This window comes from Acinetobacter lactucae (genome assembly GCF_013122135.1).
GTDB lineage: Bacteria > Pseudomonadota > Gammaproteobacteria > Pseudomonadales > Moraxellaceae > Acinetobacter > Acinetobacter lactucae.
In genome coordinates, this window is sequence record NZ_CP053391.1 from 1,938,269 (window position 1) to 1,955,588 (window position 17,320).

Genomic DNA, 17,320 nt, shown 5'->3' on the forward strand with positions numbered 1-17,320 from the left:
TTTAACAGAGTGCCAGTAGTTTAAAAAATAGCAGTTTGGAGACGGAGCAGTTGGTACAGTGAATGTTAAAGGTTACTAATGATTTTATATGTTTGTAGTTATGTTTTAAGAAAACCATTTTTTTCAGAAAAAAGAGTTGATCTAAAAGAAATCGGTTGGGAAAAACTATCAAATATAGTCAAGAATGTTTATTCAGTGGGTGGTAGTGTCATTATTCATAAAACAGATGCTAATTATTCCGAAGATTCTGGGCGATTGGCGTATAGTGATATTGATAGCTATAGCATGGTTTGTGATTCTAGATATGGTTATTTGTTTGGATGCAGTATTAGTGAAAATGAAGAATATCCTGAAGGTACTTATTTACACCTTGTGAACAGAAAAGCTAAAAATCCTGAAGAAGTTTATGTTTTTGAGCCACATGAGGATGAATGGCAAGCGAAATATGTTAATCAAGATTTAGAGTTGGCATTAAAATTATTTAAAGATATTTACGAGCATGGCGAATTATCATTTGAGTCAAAAATTATCTTTGAGTAGCTAAATCTGAATATCCTCTCAACGAGGGCTTTTATCGTCATATATCAACAGATTTTTGAACTTAAAGGTATCTAATTTTCTACTGTTTTTAGTGCATTATCGATCATAATATCAAGCTCATCATTATTCAAAATGACTAAATTTCAAGTGTTCAAACCTTTAACTCAGCGCCAAAAGATCTAAAAGTAGGGGCAGGTATAAAACTATATAAAAATGGTTCATTTGATGTACATGAAGATTATAGAAGATATTTGAAAGCTCATCGGAAGATGGGCTTTTTGTATATAGGATATATGTGACTTAGCATAAACGTATTTTCATACTTTTATTCTGTATCTTTTTTATTTAACTCCTCAAACATTTTATATTACTCTTCACTGTCTGTAAGTACTTAACACACTCAGGGCACTTTCCTAAAATTAATTGATGGCTTGATGTTCCAGATTTTAAGCTCAAAGAGTTTGGAGGATCAGGATGTGGTGGTGGAGAGGTTTTTGGGTGGGATGGGCCGTTAATAGTTTTTTATTATCACGTCTGCTATTAAAGATAGTTAAAACTGAGAATTAATGATTTCATATAATAAAATTTTAAATTATTATATTTAAAAGCATTTTATACCAGTCGATAAAAAAGAGTAAATTTGATGACACTTAATAAAACTATTTTTCTTTTGCTACTTTCAGGTCTTATAGTGGGGTGTGGTGGTGGAGGAAGTAGCGATACTGTTGCCACAACAAAAGATGAAATTCTTAATACAGAGTTTGATAATACTACTTCTTACAAATGGGGATCTATTCAGTTTGATACAACATTTGTTGAGATTACAAAGAATTCAAGAAATGGAAATATTTGGTATGCTGATTATCCTAAGTTAGATAAAGGTACTGAACCAGATATTGGACGCTTAATGTTAAGTACAGATGGCCTTTATAGACCTGATGAGACGAAGTATCCATTGGGTTATAGACGTTATATTTTGAGATCTACTTCACAAGATGGAACGACACTTAGAAAAACTCCTTATAACAAAGATGGTCTAAAAAATATTGTTATAGAAGAGAAAGGACGCTGGGTTGATTTAAAAAATGTCAGGATAAGTGACAGAACCGCTGTATATTGGAATCTTCTTGCCGAGAAAATTCCTACAAGTGTATTTTTTCATCCAGAACTTATTGGTGATCAGTTTAAAGATTTTTTAGCTTTAACTAAGAAAAATATATTTCCAGCAGGAGCGAAATGTTTTCAGGTTGAAAGAACAAGCTATTCAGTACCTTATTATGTAATCACAAATACGGACAGCTTGGCTTTTGTTAATGGTGTTAGTGTTAATAACCTTTCAAATTATATTTCCTTAGCCGGAAGTAATGCCGTTACTGGAAAATGGGGCAATGTACAGTGGGCTTATTTAAATACTGAGGCAAATGATCCTAAGTATTATACGATTTCGGTTTATATGAATATAGACAATAAATTAGCTTCAGGTTATTGGCAAAAGAATCCTAATACTTCAATTGAGACTTTAGTTGCAGGTTATGAAAGATCACTTGATTCATTTAATAATAATATTGATGTAATTTCGTTCCAAAGTGCGATTGAAGAAGCAAAGAATGAATGTACTTACTATAATTCAGTTGCTTCTCAAAAAATTGAATCATTGATTAATCAGACTTTATTGAATTAATTTCAGATGTTTTTATTCTCAAAAATGAGAACTTAATTATTGAAATTATATTGTCATTTTTAAACTTTATTGTGCTTAATTATTTTTGAAGATCATTTAAATGAAAAAGACCAAATTAATAACTATTCTGGGCATAGTTTCCTTCATGTTGTCAGGCTGTTTGCAAATGTTTCCGCCTACCGTAGCTGAGATAAATCCTGGAATTTATCAACTTCATGCTCAAAGCAATGCATTTGGTTCAAGAGATGCTTTACGATCAAAGCTCATCAATAAGGCGGAAGAAGTATGCAAGAATAAAGGTTTTGATGAGTTAGATAGTAATAACAAAATTGTAAATCATCACACTGCCTACAATTCAGGAATGATTATTCCAGTGAATACAAAAGCAGCGATTTTGAAAGTTAAGTGTAAAGAATGATGTAAAATGAAGTTAATCTATTTGGAAACATCTTGTTTTGAAAGGATGCTCTCTCATAGAGCCTATTTTCTGTGTAGGTTATTATAGGAGGGGGAATTAATATGGTCTGGAATAATATAAAGATATTCTCATTCTGAAGCTTAAAAAGCTCACAAAGATGTGATTCTTTATATTACACATTGCTTAAAATATATACAGAAACCTCCCTAAAACGAGTTGGAACGCTACAAACGCGAATGATACTTTAAGTTTCACTCTTCCCAATAAGTGAGGTGAACAATGAAATTGTTAGCTTTGGTTAGTATGGGAGTTGCAGCGAGTTATTGGTATAAAACTATAAAAAATAGCAAGCCAGCTCTTCTGAACCCAAACTTCGATGAAATCGTTAAAAAATTTGTATTAGCAGAATTTAAAGCCTAATACATATTAATAATCTTAATTAATAAAAAAGCTCATCGGAAGATGGGCTTTTTTGTTGTGATGGATCCTAAAATTACTTTGTTGAAGATGTCATTTAATTAGATGATCGATTTTTTTAGTCATGAAAAAAATAATACGGCTTAAAGGTCGGCGTGATATGGTATGTGTACACCTCCAAAAATAAGGATTAGATATGTCAGACAATACAACGAAATGGCTTTGTGTAGGTGGTGTACTAAGTGGAGAGTGGAGAGAGCAGCAATTAGAAGCTTTTGATGTTGATCCTCATGATTTAAATACTCATAGTTATGAACCAATGAAACTTATTAATCCTGTTACCAAGGCAGAACAGCATTTCTATGTATATACGGAGTTACAGGAACAGGCATATGATAGGGCCATAAATTTTGCCTTATATAAAAATCAATAAGGATGAGAGAGCACTGAGGTGCTCTTTTTTATGAGAAGATAAGGACTGGTTAAGTGGAAAAACAATTAAAAAAGCCCCTCATATCTGAGAGACTAGTCATATCAATTTTCTGGGATGAATGGCTGCAATTTCTTAAATAACTAAACAAATCAAATTGATAAAAGTAGTTAATAGTATAATAAATCAGTGCACTAATTTATTCTTAATAGTAGCAAAGCCTTAAAACAACTTAAGGCACTGTTAATAAGAAATTATTTGTTGTTCGGATCAGGTTGATCATTATTCTCTGGCAGATCTTTTACGGTGCCAGGAACTTCTGAAGGTTGAGTTTCAGTAGGGGGCGTGGTTGCAGAATGCTTGTTCATTTGAGCTTTAATGATATTAGCGTGGTTAGTTGTATTTTGAGAAAAACTTTTAAAACCTGACATTTTTATCTTCTTATCTTTACTAGGGAAAGCCCATAGTACGCTTTAAATGCCTTTACATTGCGGTAGTTTTAAGACTGATATGTGTTGATATGTCATAGAAATGGGTTTTATTACGACTACATATTTCATAAATAAAATCAATTATATACAACTCGTTGAATCCTTTCCTTTAAAACTTGGAATTATGCTATCCATATTTCAAGTAGGGTACATAAAGCACACATATATAAATTTTTTCAAAGTAGTGAATGCATAAATTTTAAAAAATCACTCAATCTAATTGTCTACAAAATATTGATAGTATAAAAATTTTGTTAAGCATACTATGTCTGATTAAATTGGAGCATATGAATGCTAAAAGACATTACCATTATTGATTATCAAGGAAAGGAACTAAGAGCACAGGCAAGCTATAAAGAGGTAAATACTAATAAAATCAATTATTCATCTAGAGTTCAAAGAACCACTGTTGAATATATTTTGTTAAGAGGGGAATTTATTTACCCTACTTCAAATATGGTTTTCAACAGTTCCGATGGCAACAGCTATTATATAGAATATAAATGACTCACTTAGGTGGGTTTTTTAATAGTTGATTTTAAAAGGATAATGATGCGTTCTACTTTGATCAAAAAACAAATTTGTTTAATTTTGCTCAGTTTTGATAGTTATAGATGAAAACAGTAATGAAAAAGTGTAATAAACCAAGTAGAAGTAAGCATTAGATAGAATAATAATTTCTCTTTTTTAACTCATGATATATTGATAGCAACTGGATAATTAGAAAATTTAAAAGATATGAAAATATATATTTGTGTTGGTCTCTTGATAAGTTTGCTCTCAGCTTGTTCAAATAATAAATTAAATTCTGAGATTCCTAAACAAGTTCAAGGAAAACAACAAGATCAAAAACTTAAGCCACCAGTCACTAGCACAAGTAAAGAATGGGACACGTCTTTTGATTGTGATCCTATTAAAGTTAAAAATCTTATTGGTAAAACTGGCTTAACAGACAAACAAGTTCTGTCGATGACTAATGCGAGAGTTTATCGAAGTGCTTACGTTGGAGAACCAGTTACAGAAGAATTTCGTCCAGACAGAGTCACTATAGTAATCGCCCCAAAAACAAAAAGAATAGTGGCTAGTTCATGTGGTTAATTAATTAAGAATACCTAAAAACTAAAGTATTGATAACAAATTCTTGGTTGAAAAAAGCTCTAACTAATTTTATTTTTGAAGAGAAAAAAGGAGTTAATTATGAAAAATATTTTATTGATTTTGACTGTGTTGAGTGGATTGAGTTTAACAGCTTGTGCTGTACATACTCGTGAAGGAAGTGTTGTGGTTGATCCAGATGGTCGCTTGATTGACGGTGGCTATCATGATGGACGTAGTCATGGCCGTTTTTGTCCTCCTGGACAAGCGAAAAAGGGGAATTGCTAAAACTTATAATAATTACAGTATGAGTTAGGTTTTGCTTGGAACCTCCTTTGGGAGGTTTTTTGTTTTTAAATCAATTAACAATAAAGTTCAGATAGTATTTAGCTGTTAAGCACCCGCTTCTCAAGCATTTCCATAAAGGTTTTTAAAATAATATTATGGTTTTTACCTTTGTGAGTAATTAAGCAAATGGGGGTGCTGTAATGCATTTTTTCCTTTGATACAGCTTGCATAAAACCATCTTCTACCCATTTTTTTGCATAGTGGTCGGGTAAAAAACCTAAGAATTTTCCAGTTAAAATTAGAAATGCGATTCCTTCACGGTCACTTGCTGTCGCTTTACAGTCTAAAAGCTGGTGCAACTTTGCCGCTTCAGGTGTGATTGCATAATTGGGAAGTACCGCTTGCCATTTTTTTAATTCATCTAAATCCATCTTGCTACATTTGCCAAACAAGGGATGGTTTTTGCCGCAATATAAAAACGAACTTTCACTATATAAATCAAAATAGTCTAGGCCAGACAGCGGAGTAACAAGAGGAATTGCTCCCGCATGTAAACGGTTGTCTAATACACGGCACTCAATATCTGAAAGTGTACTCATGCTAATGTTAATAATTACTTCAGAATGTTCTTCGGCGAGTTGTGCCAGCGTATTGGTAATATAGCCACTTGGCATGGTCACAAGGTTATTAATAATACCTATATTAAATTCACCCTTTAGACGGTTATGCATTTGATTGACTTTAGAGCGAAAGTCTTCGATAGAAGCGGTGAGCACTTCTATATATTCTAAAATTTCCCGACCTTCATCAGTTAATGCAAACCCTGCGCGGCCACGTTGGCATAGCCGAATGCCCAGACGATTTTCTAAATCGCTCATATGCAAACTAATTGCAGAACGACTAATACCAAGAATACTTTCGGCAGATGTAAAGCTGTGACAGTCACAAACCGTTTTAAATATTTTAAGTAATTTAATATCAAAATCAGTGACTTGATTTAATTTTTTAGGTTTCATTTAGGTTTGTTTTTTTAAATCTAAACTCAAGATAATTTGAATTTATCAAAACTATATCGCTATGTACACTCAAAAAATAGCCTCAAAACAAGAAGAGTGATTATGTTTGATATCGACAAATTAACTGATGATGATTCTGCATCGGAAACCGTTCAATCAAATGCTCAGATGAGCTTAAATTATCAAGCGCATTGGATGCCATTTTCTGCAAATCGTAATTTCCATAAAGATCCACGCATGATTGTTGGTGCTAAAGGATCTTATTTAATTGATAGCGCAGGCCGCGAAGTCTACGACTCTTTGTCGGGCCTTTGGACTTGTGGTGCTGGGCATACGCTTCCTGAAATCCAACAAGCCGTGAGTACTCAGTTGTCAAAGCTGGATTACTCACCGGCATTTCAGTTTGGTCACCCATTGTCGTTTCAATTGGCTGAACGAATTATTCAGCATATGCCTGAAAAATTGCAGCATGTGTTCTTTACCGACTCAGGTTCAGAATCTGCCGACACCGCAATTAAAATGGCACGTGCCTATTGGCGAATTAAAGGCAAACCAAGCAAAACCAAGCTGATTGGACGTGCACGTGGCTACCACGGTGTAAATGTTGCGGGAACAAGCCTAGGTGGTATCGGTGGCAACCGAAAAATGTTTGGTCAGCTTATGGATGTAGACCACTTACCACATACTTTACAGCCCGATTTAAGTTTTACCAAAGGCTGTGCAGAAACCGGTGGGGTAGAGCTTGCCAATGAAATGCTTAAGTTAATTGAGCTACATGATGCTTCGAATATTGCTGCGGTCATCATAGAGCCTGTTTCTGGTTCGGCAGGATGCATTGTGCCGCCGACTGGTTATTTAAAACGCTTAAGAGAAATTTGCGATCAACACGATATCTTACTTATTTTTGATGAAGTCATTACTGGTTTTGGGCGAATGGGTAAATGGACGGCTTCAGAGTATTTTGACGTTACGCCAGATATTTTAAATTTTGCCAAACAAATTACCAACGGAGCTATTCCGCTGGGTGGCGTGGTGGCCAGCCATGAAATTTATGATGCCTTTATGCAGCAAGATTTACCTGAACATGCGGTTGAGTTTACCCATGGCTATACCTATTCGGCGCATCCGGTAGCTTGTGCGGCGGCCTTAGCGACGCTCGATGTTTTAGAGAAGAAAAACTTAATTCATCAATCGGCTGATTTGGCTCCAAGCTTTGAAAAACTTCTACATGAGTTAAAAGGTGCTCCAAATATTATCGATATACGCAACTGCGGGCTGATTGGTGCTGTGCAATTGGCACCCCGTGATGGCGATGCGACGATTCGTGGTTTTGAAATTGGCATGCAGCTTTGGAAAGCAGGCTTTTATGTGCGTTTTGGGGGAGATACGCTTCAATTTGGCCCAATGTTTAATAGCACAGAGGTGGAGTTGCAACGGCTCATGAATGCCGTGGGTGAGGCAATTTATCAGGTGAAATAACGGTTATTTATTTTGAGATTTAACTGGAAAAGATGAGTAGACACAAGGAATAAAGATGAACACTTTAGAGAATTTTGATAGCAACACTAGTGCTAATACAGATACAGATTCAAGCCAGCAAGCCATTAAAGTGGTAGGGCATTTTATTGATGGTGGACTCGTCACTAAAACCACCAAGAAACAGCCTGTTTATAATCCTGCTACTGGTGAAAGTGCCAAAGAAGTTGCACTTGCAGATGCTGAGTTGGTCAATCAAGTGGTTCAAATTGCAGAACAGGCTTTTCCATCATGGCGTGATACACCAGTGATTAAACGCGCACGTGTCATGTTTAAGTTTAAGCAACTACTCGAAGAAAATGCTGACAAGCTTTGCCAGCTGATTGGCGAGGAACACGGAAAAATTTGCCACGATGCCAAAGGTGAATTACAACGCGGCATTGAAAATGTTGAATATGCATGCGGAGCACCTGAGTTCTTAAAAGGTGAATATTCAAAAAATGTGGGTCCAGATATTGATTCATGGAGCGAGTTCCAACCGCTAGGTGTGGTTGCGGGGATTACACCTTTTAACTTCCCAGCAATGGTTCCGTTGTGGATGTTCCCGATGGCAATTGTTTGCGGTAACTGTTTTATTTTAAAACCTTCAGAAAAAGCGCCTTCTGCTGCCTTATTTTTAGCGGAACTTCTAAAACAAGCTGGATTGCCTGATGGTGTTTTTAGCGTTGTAAATGGCGATAAAGAGGCAGTTGATACATTGCTGCATCATCCTAAAATTCAAGCGGTTAGTTTTGTGGGCTCAACGCCTATTGCAGAGTACATATACCGCACGGCAACGGCAAATGGTAAGCGCTGCCAAGCTTTAGGCGGAGCAAAAAATCATGCGATTATTATGCCTGATGCCGATATTGATAATGTCGTGACTTCTTTGTTAGGTGCAGCGTTTGGCTCATCTGGCGAACGTTGTATGGCGTTATCAGTCGCAGTTGCAATTGGCGATGAAGTTGCCGATGTGGTGATTGAAAAATTAAAACAAGAAATGAAGCAATTGAAGTTTGGGCACTATGCAGATGAAGGTAATGACTTCGGACCGCTCATTACGCAAGCACATAAAGATAAAGTACAAGCTTTTATTCAAAGTGCAGAGCAACAAGGTGCTAAAATTGTTGTAGATGGTCGTGATGCAAAACCAGCAGGTTATGAGAAAGGTTTTTTTGTTGGGCCGACTTTAATTGACCAAGTTTCACCAGACATGACAAGTTACCAGCAAGAAATATTTGGCCCTGTTTTGCAGGTCATTCGTGTACAAACCATGCAAGATGCAATGCAACTCATTAATGACCATGAATATGGCAATGGAACGTGTATCTATACTCGTGATGGTGAAGCAGCACGCTATTTTACCAGCAATATTCAAGTGGGAATGGTTGGGGTCAATGTGCCATTACCTGTACCAGTTGCATATCATAGCTTTGGTGGTTGGAAGCGTTCATTGTTCGGTGATTTATATGCGTATGGCCCAGATGGTGTGCGTTTTTATACACGTCGTAAAACCATTACCCAACGTTGGCCTTCAACGCAGGTCCGTGAAGCCAAACAATTTGCTATGCCTACATTAAATTAATCAATAAAAGGGAAAACTCTGATTTTCCCTTTTTTGTTTTGTACAAGTTGGAGAAGTACATTTTTAAGACGGTTTTGAAATCAGTTTGTCAATTTGAAGGAGTCGAATATGAACAATGAGAAAACAATAAAATTAAGTGAAGGACTTTCTAATCGACATATCACCATGATTAGTATTGGTGGTGTTATTGGTGCAGGTTTATTTGTCGGCTCTTCTGCGGCAATTGCAAAAGCAGGGCCTGCCGCCGTACTCGCTTATATCATTACAAGTATTTTAGTTTTTCTGGTTATGCGCATGCTGGGTGAAATGGCGGTCGCCCAACCTGATACAGGTTCATTTTCTACATATGCCCGTAAAGCCATCGGTCCTTGGGCAGGCTTTACCATTGGATGGTTATATTGGTGGTTTTGGGTGTTGGTGATTCCAATTGAAGCGATTGCGGGAGCTGAAATTTTACACGCATGGTTCCCGCAAATGTCCAGTGCTGTTTATGCGCTTGCCTTTATTATTTTACTTAGCCTAGCCAATTTTTTTAGTACCAAAAGTTTTGGTGAGTTTGAGTTTTGGTTTGCACTCATTAAAGTCATTGCGATTGTAGTGTTTATTATTATTGGAGCAATGGCTGTATTTGGAATGTGGCCTTTAGCAACAAATGTCAGTGGTGTTGGTAACCTATTTTCAAATGGTGGTTTTATGCCACACGGAATGGGCGGTGTTTTATCAGCAATTTTAATCTCGGCATTTTCATTTTTTGGAATAGAAATTCTTTCTATTGCTGCCGCAGAATCTAAAAATCCAGAAGAAAAAATTAAACGTGCTACAAATTTAGTGCTTTACCGAATTATTTTATTCTTTGTAGTTTCGATTTTTCTTGCGGTTGTTTTGGTCGATTGGCGTTCACCAGACTTACAAAAATTTGGCACCTTTCAGTTTGTATTAATGAGTCTGAATGTTCCCGAGACTAAACTCATTATGGACACTGTTGTTTTTATTGCGGTTGCAAGCTGTATGAATGCCGCAGTTTATACCTCGTCTCGAATGTTATTTGCCTTAGGTACACGTCAGGAAGCACCGAGTGTTGTGACAAAAATTAATAGAGCAGGTGTACCGACTTCTGCTGTGTTTTTGTCTACTTTGATTGGTGTGATTTGCTGTGCGGTGAACTATATGTTTCCTGGGCAAGTCTTTGGGTTCTTGTTATCCACCACAGGTTCAATCGCATTACTGGTTTACCTAGTGATTGCATTTTCACAACTACGTTTAAGACATAAATTGGAAAAAGAAAGAGCAGCAATATCTTTTAAAATGTGGTTGTTCCCGTGGTTAACGTGGTTTGTAATTTTAGTGATTATGACTGTTTTAGGTTATATGTTCTTGTCACCAGCCTATAGTTATGAAACCACTTTATCTTTAGGCGTAACTTTATTGGTGGTCATTTGCGGGTTATTTGTCACGCGAAAGCGTAAAGCATCCAGATCGGTTGCCATGAATTTAGATTAACTAAAAAAGATTGTATAAAGACTTTGTGTAGTGAAATCTCGTTCACCTATGCAAAGTCTTTTGTTTTTATTAGATTTTTAATGGTGTCTGTTAAATTTTCTATTCAGAAAAAAGCTCAAAACATACTCTTCTTAACCATTGGTTACTGGGTGTTTGATGAACCCGTGCATGCCAATGCTGCTTTACACTATAAGTTGGAAAATGATAAGGCGGTTCTAAAACTTTTAAACCACCTCTGACTAAAAGCACCTGACTTAAATAATGAGGAATAGTCGCAATCGCGTCTGTGTCTTGAACAACCAAGCCAACTCCTAAATAGCTTGGCAAACGAACCAGGATATTTCGGTTTACTCCCAGTTTTTGTAACTCATGCTCCAGCACATAGTGTCCACCGGTTGCAAAAATATCGACATGTAACTCTTGGCGAAATTCTTGGTCTGAAAGCGTTGTGTCTGTAAGCCTCGGGTGTTCTTTACTGGCAATACAAATATAACGTTGCTGGAAAAGCGTTTGCTGATAAAAACCTGCTTCAAGCTGAGGCAAAAAACCAATAGCTAAATCAATATCACCGTTTGACATCATGACTGGTGTATTGGCATCAATTGGGACAATTTCTAGGCGAATATTGGGGGCATGGGCACGTAAATAATTGATCAGCTTAGGTAATAAAACCAGATGGCTAATATCAGTCATGCTGATTTTAAATTGATAATTTGAAGTCTGTGGATCAAATTCAATATTGTAATTTTGAACAAGTTTTAGTCGGTTCAGAATTTCTACAACTAGCGGATATATTTGTTTAGATAACTCAGTAGGTTGCATTTTATTTTCAATACGGACAAAAAGTGGGTCTTGAAAATGCTCACGTAATTTATTTAACGCAATACTTAAAGTCGGTTGTCCAATTTCAAGCTGTTCGGCAGCTTTAGACACACTGCTATGTTTATAAATTTCAAAGAAAATTTGTAAAAGCCGAGTATCAAGATCAAACACTTTAATTTCCTTGTATTGATTTTATCAATACAGACTATTGTTTTTTGTGCATAGATTCAACAATTTTCGATTGTTACATTGATGATCAAGGAAGAATAGGTCGTAAAAGTACAAAGCATTCTTGTACCAATCGGCCATAAATAGAGGATCTGAAATGGAACAGTTAGCAACGTTAGATGACTTACCGAAACGTTATCTTGGTCAACTTGAAGAATCAAATTTAGTCCCTTTATGGCCAAGTTTACGTAATGTATTGCCCCCGCATAAACCGATGCCGCAGACCGTAGCCACCGCTTGGTATTTCCAGAATATTAAACCTTTATTGCTCGAAGCAGGTGAGTTAACACCGATTGAAAAAGCTGAACGCCGTGTATTGGTTTTAGCAAATCCCGGACATGGTCTGGAAAATATGAAAGCCAGTTCAGTCATGTATCTTGGCATGCAGCTTTTGTTGCCAAAAGAATGGGCACCATCACATCGACATACCCCAAATGCAGTACGTCTGATTGTTGAGGGTGAAGGTGCATATACGACGGTTGAAGGTCAAAAATGCATGATGGAGCATGGGGATTTAATCCTTACACCATCAGGGCTTTGGCATGAACATGGACATGATGGCGATGAGCCTGTCATTTGGTTAGATGTGCTGGATTTACCTTTGGTTTATTACATGGAAGCTTCTTATGTACAACCGGGTGAAATCCAAAAAGTGACCAATGCCGGAAATGCCCATCATTATGGAACGGGCATTGTGCCAACTGCACATTTTACCCGTGAAAATGTCTCGTATCCGATCATACGCTACTCTTGGAAAGAAACCAAAAAAGTTTTGCATGCGCTTGCAGATGATAAAAACCATCAAGCTCCAATTCAGGTGACTTACATCAATCCTGAAACTGGTGATGACTGCCAAAATATTATTGGTTACTCAGCTTTAATGCTCAGACCAAATGAAACTTTACAGCTCCAACCGCGGTCTACTGCCCAAATTTTTCATGTGATTGACGGTCAGCTGCAAGTCAAAATTGATCAGAAAGATTTCAATTTAAACAAAGCTGATACGGCATGTGCGCCATGTTTTTCTCATATTGATTTAATCAATACCTCAGATCAACCATGTTATTTGTTTATTGCAGATGAAGCGCCCTTACAACGGAAACTGGGTTTGTACTCTGTGCGTGAGCGCCAGTAAATAGAAAATTTTATAAGGATATAAATCATGTCAAATACTCAACAACCGATATTAATTGCTGGTGGCGGCATTGGCGGGTTTGCAGCTGCACTCGCTTTGGCAAAACAAGGTTTTAAGGTACAGGTTTTTGAACAGGCACCTGAAATTGGTGAGATCGGCGCAGGAATTCAACTAGGCCCGAATGCATTTCATGCCTTTGATGCGCTAGGAATTGGTGAGATTGCTCGCAGTAAAGCGGTCTATACCGACTATATGGTTATGCATGATGCAATTGACGAATATCAAGTCGGCAAAATTCCAACCGATGAAAAATTCCGTGAACGTTTCGGTAACCCATATGCGGTGATTCACCGTGCCGATATCCATGGTTCATTGGTCGAAGGCGCTAAAAAATACGGCAACTTAGAAATTATCACTAATTGTTATATTCAAAAAGTTGACCAAGATGATGCTGGTGTAACGATTACTGATCAAAACGGGAAGAAATATCATGGTCAGGCAGTTATCGGTGCGGACGGGGTTAAATCTGTTGTGCGTGACACTTATGTAGGTGACCCTGCATTGGTTACAGGTCATGTGGTTTACCGTGCTGTAGTACCTGAACGCGAGTTTCCTGAAGACTTGAAATGGAATGCAGCCAGTATTTGGGTAGGGCCAAATTGCCACCTTGTACATTATCCACTGCGCGGTGGAAAGGAATATAACGTTGTAGTGACGTTCCATAGCCGTGAGCAAGAACAGTGGGGCGTAACCGATGGTTCTAAAGAAGAAGTGCTGTCTTATTTTCAAGGGATTTGCCCGAAAGCCCGGCAATTGATTGAGTTACCTAAAAGTTGGCGTCGCTGGGCAACCGCAGACCGTGAACCGATTGAAACATGGACTTTTGGCCGTGTGACATTACTTGGCGATGCAGCACATCCCACCACGCAATATATGGCGCAGGGTGCATGTATGGCAATGGAAGACGCCGTAACTTTAGGCGAAGCGTTACGTATTACCGACCATGACATTTTAAAAGCTTTTGATCTTTACCAAAAAGCACGTGTGGCACGTACAGCACGCATAGTTTTGTCTTCACGTGAAATGGGCAAAATTTACCATGCCAAAGGTGTGCAACGCTTGGTTCGCAACGATTTGTGGCGTGGACGTCCTACTGAACGTTTTTATGATGCAATGGAATGGTTATATGGCTGGAATGTCAATAACTGCCTTGATGCAGTGAAAAACTATCACGGGAATGTGGCATGAAACTTTATAGTTTTTTCCGTAGCGGTACATCGCATCGAACTCGCATAGTGTTGAACCTAAAGGGTTTGGCCTATGAAGCGACTTATATCTCGCTCGCTAAAAATGAACACCATCAAGCTGCTTTTAAAGCTTTAAATCCGCAAGGGTTTGTACCCGTACTTGAAACTGAGTCGGGAAACTTGTTGCAAAGTCCAGCCATTATCGAATGGCTAGAAGAACAATATCCCGAACCCGCTTTATTACCTACAGATGCGTTGGGTCGTGAAAAAGTCCGTGCCATTGCTGCATTAGTTGGATGTGACGTTCATCCTTTAAACAACAAGCGTGTTCTTGAATATTTACGCCAGACCTTAGGGCTGGATGAAGCACAAATTAATGCATGGTGTGCCAAGTGGATTCAGGATGGATTTGCTGCTTTAGAGCATATTTTGGAACAAGACCAGAGTCGCGAAAAGTTCTGCTATGGCAAGCAACCGACCATTGCAGATGCCTATTTAGTTCCACAAGTAGTTTCTGCCGAGCGCTTTAAAGTCGATTTATCGGCTTATCCAAACATTAATGAAATTTACCAACATTGCATGACCTTAGAAGCATTTCAAAAAGCGGCACCTGAACAGCAGGCCGACGCATTTTGAGTCGTGATTAACTTAATAGAAGGAATTTAACATGTCATTTATTTTTGAACCAATGACCACTGCGGGTCTATTTATTCACGGCTCAGCGCATAAATTTCCAGTACGCCGTGTGTATTGTGTTGGCCGTAACTATGCTGCTCATGCACGTGAAATGGGTTTTGACCCAGACCGTGAACCACCATTTTTCTTTTGTAAGCCAAATGACCTTGAGTCGGTTGTTCCAGTAAATACAGATGCGGTTGATATTCCATATCCATCTGAAACTTCAAATTTTCATTATGAAATCGAGTTGGTTGTTGCGATTGGTAAAGATGCCAAAAATGTTTCGGTTGAAGATGCAGTGAACTATATCTATGGCTATGCCGTTGGTTTAGATATGACTCGCCGTGATTTACAGATGGCAATGCGTGAAAAAGGCCGCCCATGGGAAATCGGTAAGGCTTTTGATTTTTCTGCGCCAATTGGCCCAATTCATCCGATTACTCAAACGGGTGAAATCAATAGTGCCGATATTCATTTAACGGTAAATGGTAAAACTGAACAGCACAGCGATGTCAGTCACCTGATTTGGTCTGTGGCCGAAACGATTGCCAATTTATCGACGCTATTTGAACTAAAAGCAGGTGATTTGATTTTTACAGGAACTCCAGAAGGCGTGGGTGCGGTAGTGAAAGGTGATGTTATGCGAGCAGATATTACCGGACTGACTGGAATTACGGTGAATGTGAAATAAATCAAATTGAACTGATTTATTGAAATAGGTGCTCAACCTAAATAAAAAATACAGTTGGGCATCTTTGCTAAGGATTGCATATACGCCAATGTATTGGCGAAAGGAGCTCTCATGTCTCAAAATTCTATAGACGTACAAAGTTTCATTGATGAAATACCGCTATCGTCTTTGCAAAAATTAATTATGTGGTTGTGTTTTTTGATTGTTGCGATTGATGGTTTTGATACCGCGGCAGTTGGGTTTATTGCACCTGCTTTAAAAGCTGAATGGGGGTTGCAAGCAACCGATTTGGCGCCTTTATTTGGCGCTGGCTTGTTTGGACTGATGGCTGGTGCACTCATTTTTGGACCGTTATCCGATAAATTAGGCCGTAAACCGATTTTGATTGGTTCGGTCATTATGTTTGGAATTGCCAGTGTTTTTGCCTCTTTTTCAGCAGATTTACAAACCCTGATTATTTGGCGATTTCTCACTGGTTTGGGCTTAGGCGGGGCTTTACCCAATGCAATTACTTTAACCTCTGAATATGCGCCAACATCTCGCCGTTCTAATTTAGTGACGATGATGTTTTGTGGTTTTACCATTGGATCTGCTCTTGGCGGTATTCTTTCTGCTCAGTTACTTCCGCATATTGGTTGGCACGGTATTTTGCTCATTGGGGGCGTATTGCCGTTAGCGACCGTACCTTTTTTATATTTCTTATTACCTGAATCTATCCGATTTTTAGTGCTTAAAAAGAAGAGCACCGAGAAAATTGAAAAGATTATTCACCGTATCGCACCGCATTTAAATAGTACTCCTACGTTGGTTCCAACAGTCAATGAAGTCGAAAAATCAAGTTTGAAAGATTTGTTTAATAAAGGCTTTGCTTTAGGCACTTTTTTGATTTGGTTTACCTTTTTTATGAGCCTTCTCATTATTTATATGATTTCAAGTTGGATGCCTACTTTATTAACCAATGAGGGCTTTAATTTATCCAACGCGTCATGGCTGACTTCAATTTTTCAAATAGGTGGAACCATTGGTGCGATTGTCTTAGGCCTACTGATGGACAAGATGGATGCAACCAAAATTTTAAGTACGGCTTATGTTTTTGGTGGTTTTTTCCTGATTTGTTTAGGATTTGGAATTGAACAGGCAAATACGGCTTTATTGATGTTTGCTATGTTTGGTGTGGGTGCCGGAATTAGTGGTTCGCAAGTAGGAGCAAATGCTTTTGCATCTAGTTTTTATCCAACACATTGCCGTGCAACAGGGGTAAGTTGGGCCAATGCAGTAGGGCGCTCAGGGTCGATTGTTGGATCAATTATGGGTGGTTGGTTAATGTCATTAAATCTCTCCAGTTTTGAAATTCTAAGCATTTTAGCGATACCTGCTTTTTGTGCAGCGGTTTCGTTGTTACTCATTAAACACCTCAAAAAAGAACACCACCAAGTTTTAACTAACCTAAGCTGAACAGTCTTATAACTCTATAATTAAAAAAGAGACCGTAAATGGTCTCTTTTTTCTCATATTTTAAAATCAGACTATCTATTTATTCGTA

The 17,320-nt window shown here is 37.8% G+C and carries 19 protein-coding genes and 1 pseudogene; 17 read left to right on the forward strand and 3 right to left on the reverse strand.

What is annotated here, in order from left to right:
* Positions 1-78: 78 nt before the first annotated feature.
* The 6 genes and pseudogenes from HLV59_RS08985 (at position 79) to HLV59_RS09005 (ending at position 3,489) form a co-directional block, all read left to right on the forward strand.
* Positions 79-540: a hypothetical protein gene (locus tag HLV59_RS08985; RefSeq protein WP_171429792.1), complete on the forward strand. Its 462-nt coding sequence runs from the start codon at positions 79-81 to the stop codon at positions 538-540.
* A gap of 413 nt (positions 541-953) precedes the next feature.
* Positions 954-1,055, forward strand: a pseudogene (locus HLV59_RS18645) (TetR/AcrR family transcriptional regulator); the annotation flags it as partial.
* A gap of 128 nt (positions 1,056-1,183) precedes the next feature.
* On the forward strand, positions 1,184-2,221 hold the full coding sequence (locus tag HLV59_RS08990) for a hypothetical protein (protein WP_125698676.1): 1,038 nt from the start codon (positions 1,184-1,186) through the stop codon (positions 2,219-2,221).
* A gap of 100 nt (positions 2,222-2,321) precedes the next feature.
* The gene (locus tag HLV59_RS08995) at positions 2,322-2,639 is read left to right on the forward strand and encodes a hypothetical protein (RefSeq protein ID WP_031948392.1); all 318 of its coding nucleotides are present in this window, start codon (positions 2,322-2,324) and stop codon (positions 2,637-2,639) included.
* A gap of 279 nt (positions 2,640-2,918) precedes the next feature.
* Positions 2,919-3,059: a hypothetical protein gene (locus tag HLV59_RS09000; protein ID WP_087088582.1), complete on the forward strand. Its 141-nt coding sequence runs from the start codon at positions 2,919-2,921 to the stop codon at positions 3,057-3,059.
* Between the two features lie 193 nt (positions 3,060-3,252).
* Entirely contained in the window at positions 3,253-3,489 is a 237-nt protein-coding gene (locus tag HLV59_RS09005) for a hypothetical protein (protein ID WP_016145361.1), read from the forward strand.
* Positions 3,490-3,740: 251 nt separating this feature from the next.
* Here HLV59_RS09005 and HLV59_RS09010 read toward each other — a convergent pair whose 3' ends face one another.
* Entirely contained in the window at positions 3,741-3,917 is a 177-nt protein-coding gene (locus tag HLV59_RS09010) for a hypothetical protein (RefSeq protein WP_016145360.1), read from the reverse strand.
* A 351-nt stretch (positions 3,918-4,268) separates the two neighbouring features.
* On the opposite strand from HLV59_RS09010, the gene HLV59_RS09015 reads away from it, so the two are divergent.
* The 3 genes from HLV59_RS09015 (at position 4,269) to HLV59_RS09025 (ending at position 5,360) form a co-directional block, all read left to right on the forward strand.
* Positions 4,269-4,484, forward strand: coding sequence for a hypothetical protein (locus tag HLV59_RS09015; protein ID WP_016145359.1), 216 nt, complete (start codon positions 4,269-4,271; stop codon positions 4,482-4,484).
* 231 nt (positions 4,485-4,715) lie between these two features.
* Entirely contained in the window at positions 4,716-5,075 is a 360-nt protein-coding gene (locus HLV59_RS09020; RefSeq protein WP_171429793.1) for a hypothetical protein, read from the forward strand.
* A gap of 99 nt (positions 5,076-5,174) precedes the next feature.
* Positions 5,175-5,360, forward strand: coding sequence for a hypothetical protein (locus HLV59_RS09025; protein ID WP_125739880.1), 186 nt, complete (start codon positions 5,175-5,177; stop codon positions 5,358-5,360).
* A gap of 98 nt (positions 5,361-5,458) precedes the next feature.
* On the opposite strand, the gene HLV59_RS09030 is transcribed toward HLV59_RS09025, so the two are convergent.
* Entirely contained in the window at positions 5,459-6,376 is a 918-nt protein-coding gene (locus HLV59_RS09030; protein ID WP_125698678.1) for a LysR family transcriptional regulator, read from the reverse strand.
* 96 nt (positions 6,377-6,472) lie between these two features.
* Between HLV59_RS09030 and HLV59_RS09035 the strand changes: the two genes are divergently transcribed.
* The 3 genes from HLV59_RS09035 to HLV59_RS09045 all read left to right on the forward strand — a co-directional run bounded on the left by HLV59_RS09035 (position 6,473) and on the right by HLV59_RS09045 (position 10,976).
* Positions 6,473-7,855 (forward strand): aspartate aminotransferase family protein, encoded by a 1,383-nt coding sequence (locus HLV59_RS09035; protein ID WP_171429794.1) that lies wholly within the window; start codon positions 6,473-6,475, stop codon positions 7,853-7,855.
* Positions 7,856-7,910: 55 nt separating this feature from the next.
* On the forward strand, positions 7,911-9,476 hold the full coding sequence (locus HLV59_RS09040; RefSeq protein WP_171429795.1) for a CoA-acylating methylmalonate-semialdehyde dehydrogenase: 1,566 nt from the start codon (positions 7,911-7,913) through the stop codon (positions 9,474-9,476).
* Between the two features lie 108 nt (positions 9,477-9,584).
* Entirely contained in the window at positions 9,585-10,976 is a 1,392-nt protein-coding gene (locus HLV59_RS09045; RefSeq protein ID WP_171429796.1) for an amino acid permease, read from the forward strand.
* A gap of 99 nt (positions 10,977-11,075) precedes the next feature.
* On the opposite strand, the gene HLV59_RS09050 is transcribed toward HLV59_RS09045, so the two are convergent.
* The gene (locus HLV59_RS09050) at positions 11,076-11,969 is read right to left on the reverse strand and encodes a LysR family transcriptional regulator (RefSeq protein ID WP_171429797.1); all 894 of its coding nucleotides are present in this window, start codon (positions 11,967-11,969) and stop codon (positions 11,076-11,078) included.
* Positions 11,970-12,123: 154 nt separating this feature from the next.
* Between HLV59_RS09050 and HLV59_RS09055 the strand changes: the two genes are divergently transcribed.
* From HLV59_RS09055 to HLV59_RS09075, 5 genes are all read left to right on the forward strand, one after another.
* Positions 12,124-13,161 (forward strand): cupin domain-containing protein, encoded by a 1,038-nt coding sequence (locus HLV59_RS09055; protein ID WP_171429798.1) that lies wholly within the window; start codon positions 12,124-12,126, stop codon positions 13,159-13,161.
* A gap of 27 nt (positions 13,162-13,188) precedes the next feature.
* On the forward strand, positions 13,189-14,409 hold the full coding sequence (locus HLV59_RS09060; protein ID WP_171429799.1) for a 3-hydroxybenzoate 6-monooxygenase: 1,221 nt from the start codon (positions 13,189-13,191) through the stop codon (positions 14,407-14,409).
* Complete coding sequence (gene maiA, locus HLV59_RS09065) at positions 14,406-15,044, forward strand: maleylacetoacetate isomerase (RefSeq protein WP_171429800.1); 639 nt, start codon at positions 14,406-14,408, stop codon at positions 15,042-15,044. The genes HLV59_RS09060 and maiA overlap by 4 nt, the downstream gene beginning before the upstream one ends.
* 31 nt (positions 15,045-15,075) lie before the next feature.
* Positions 15,076-15,777: a fumarylacetoacetate hydrolase family protein gene (locus HLV59_RS09070; protein WP_171429801.1), complete on the forward strand. Its 702-nt coding sequence runs from the start codon at positions 15,076-15,078 to the stop codon at positions 15,775-15,777.
* Positions 15,778-15,888: 111 nt separating this feature from the next.
* Positions 15,889-17,232 (forward strand): MFS transporter, encoded by a 1,344-nt coding sequence (locus tag HLV59_RS09075; RefSeq protein WP_087088603.1) that lies wholly within the window; start codon positions 15,889-15,891, stop codon positions 17,230-17,232.
* The last annotated feature ends 88 nt before the right edge of the window (positions 17,233-17,320 follow it).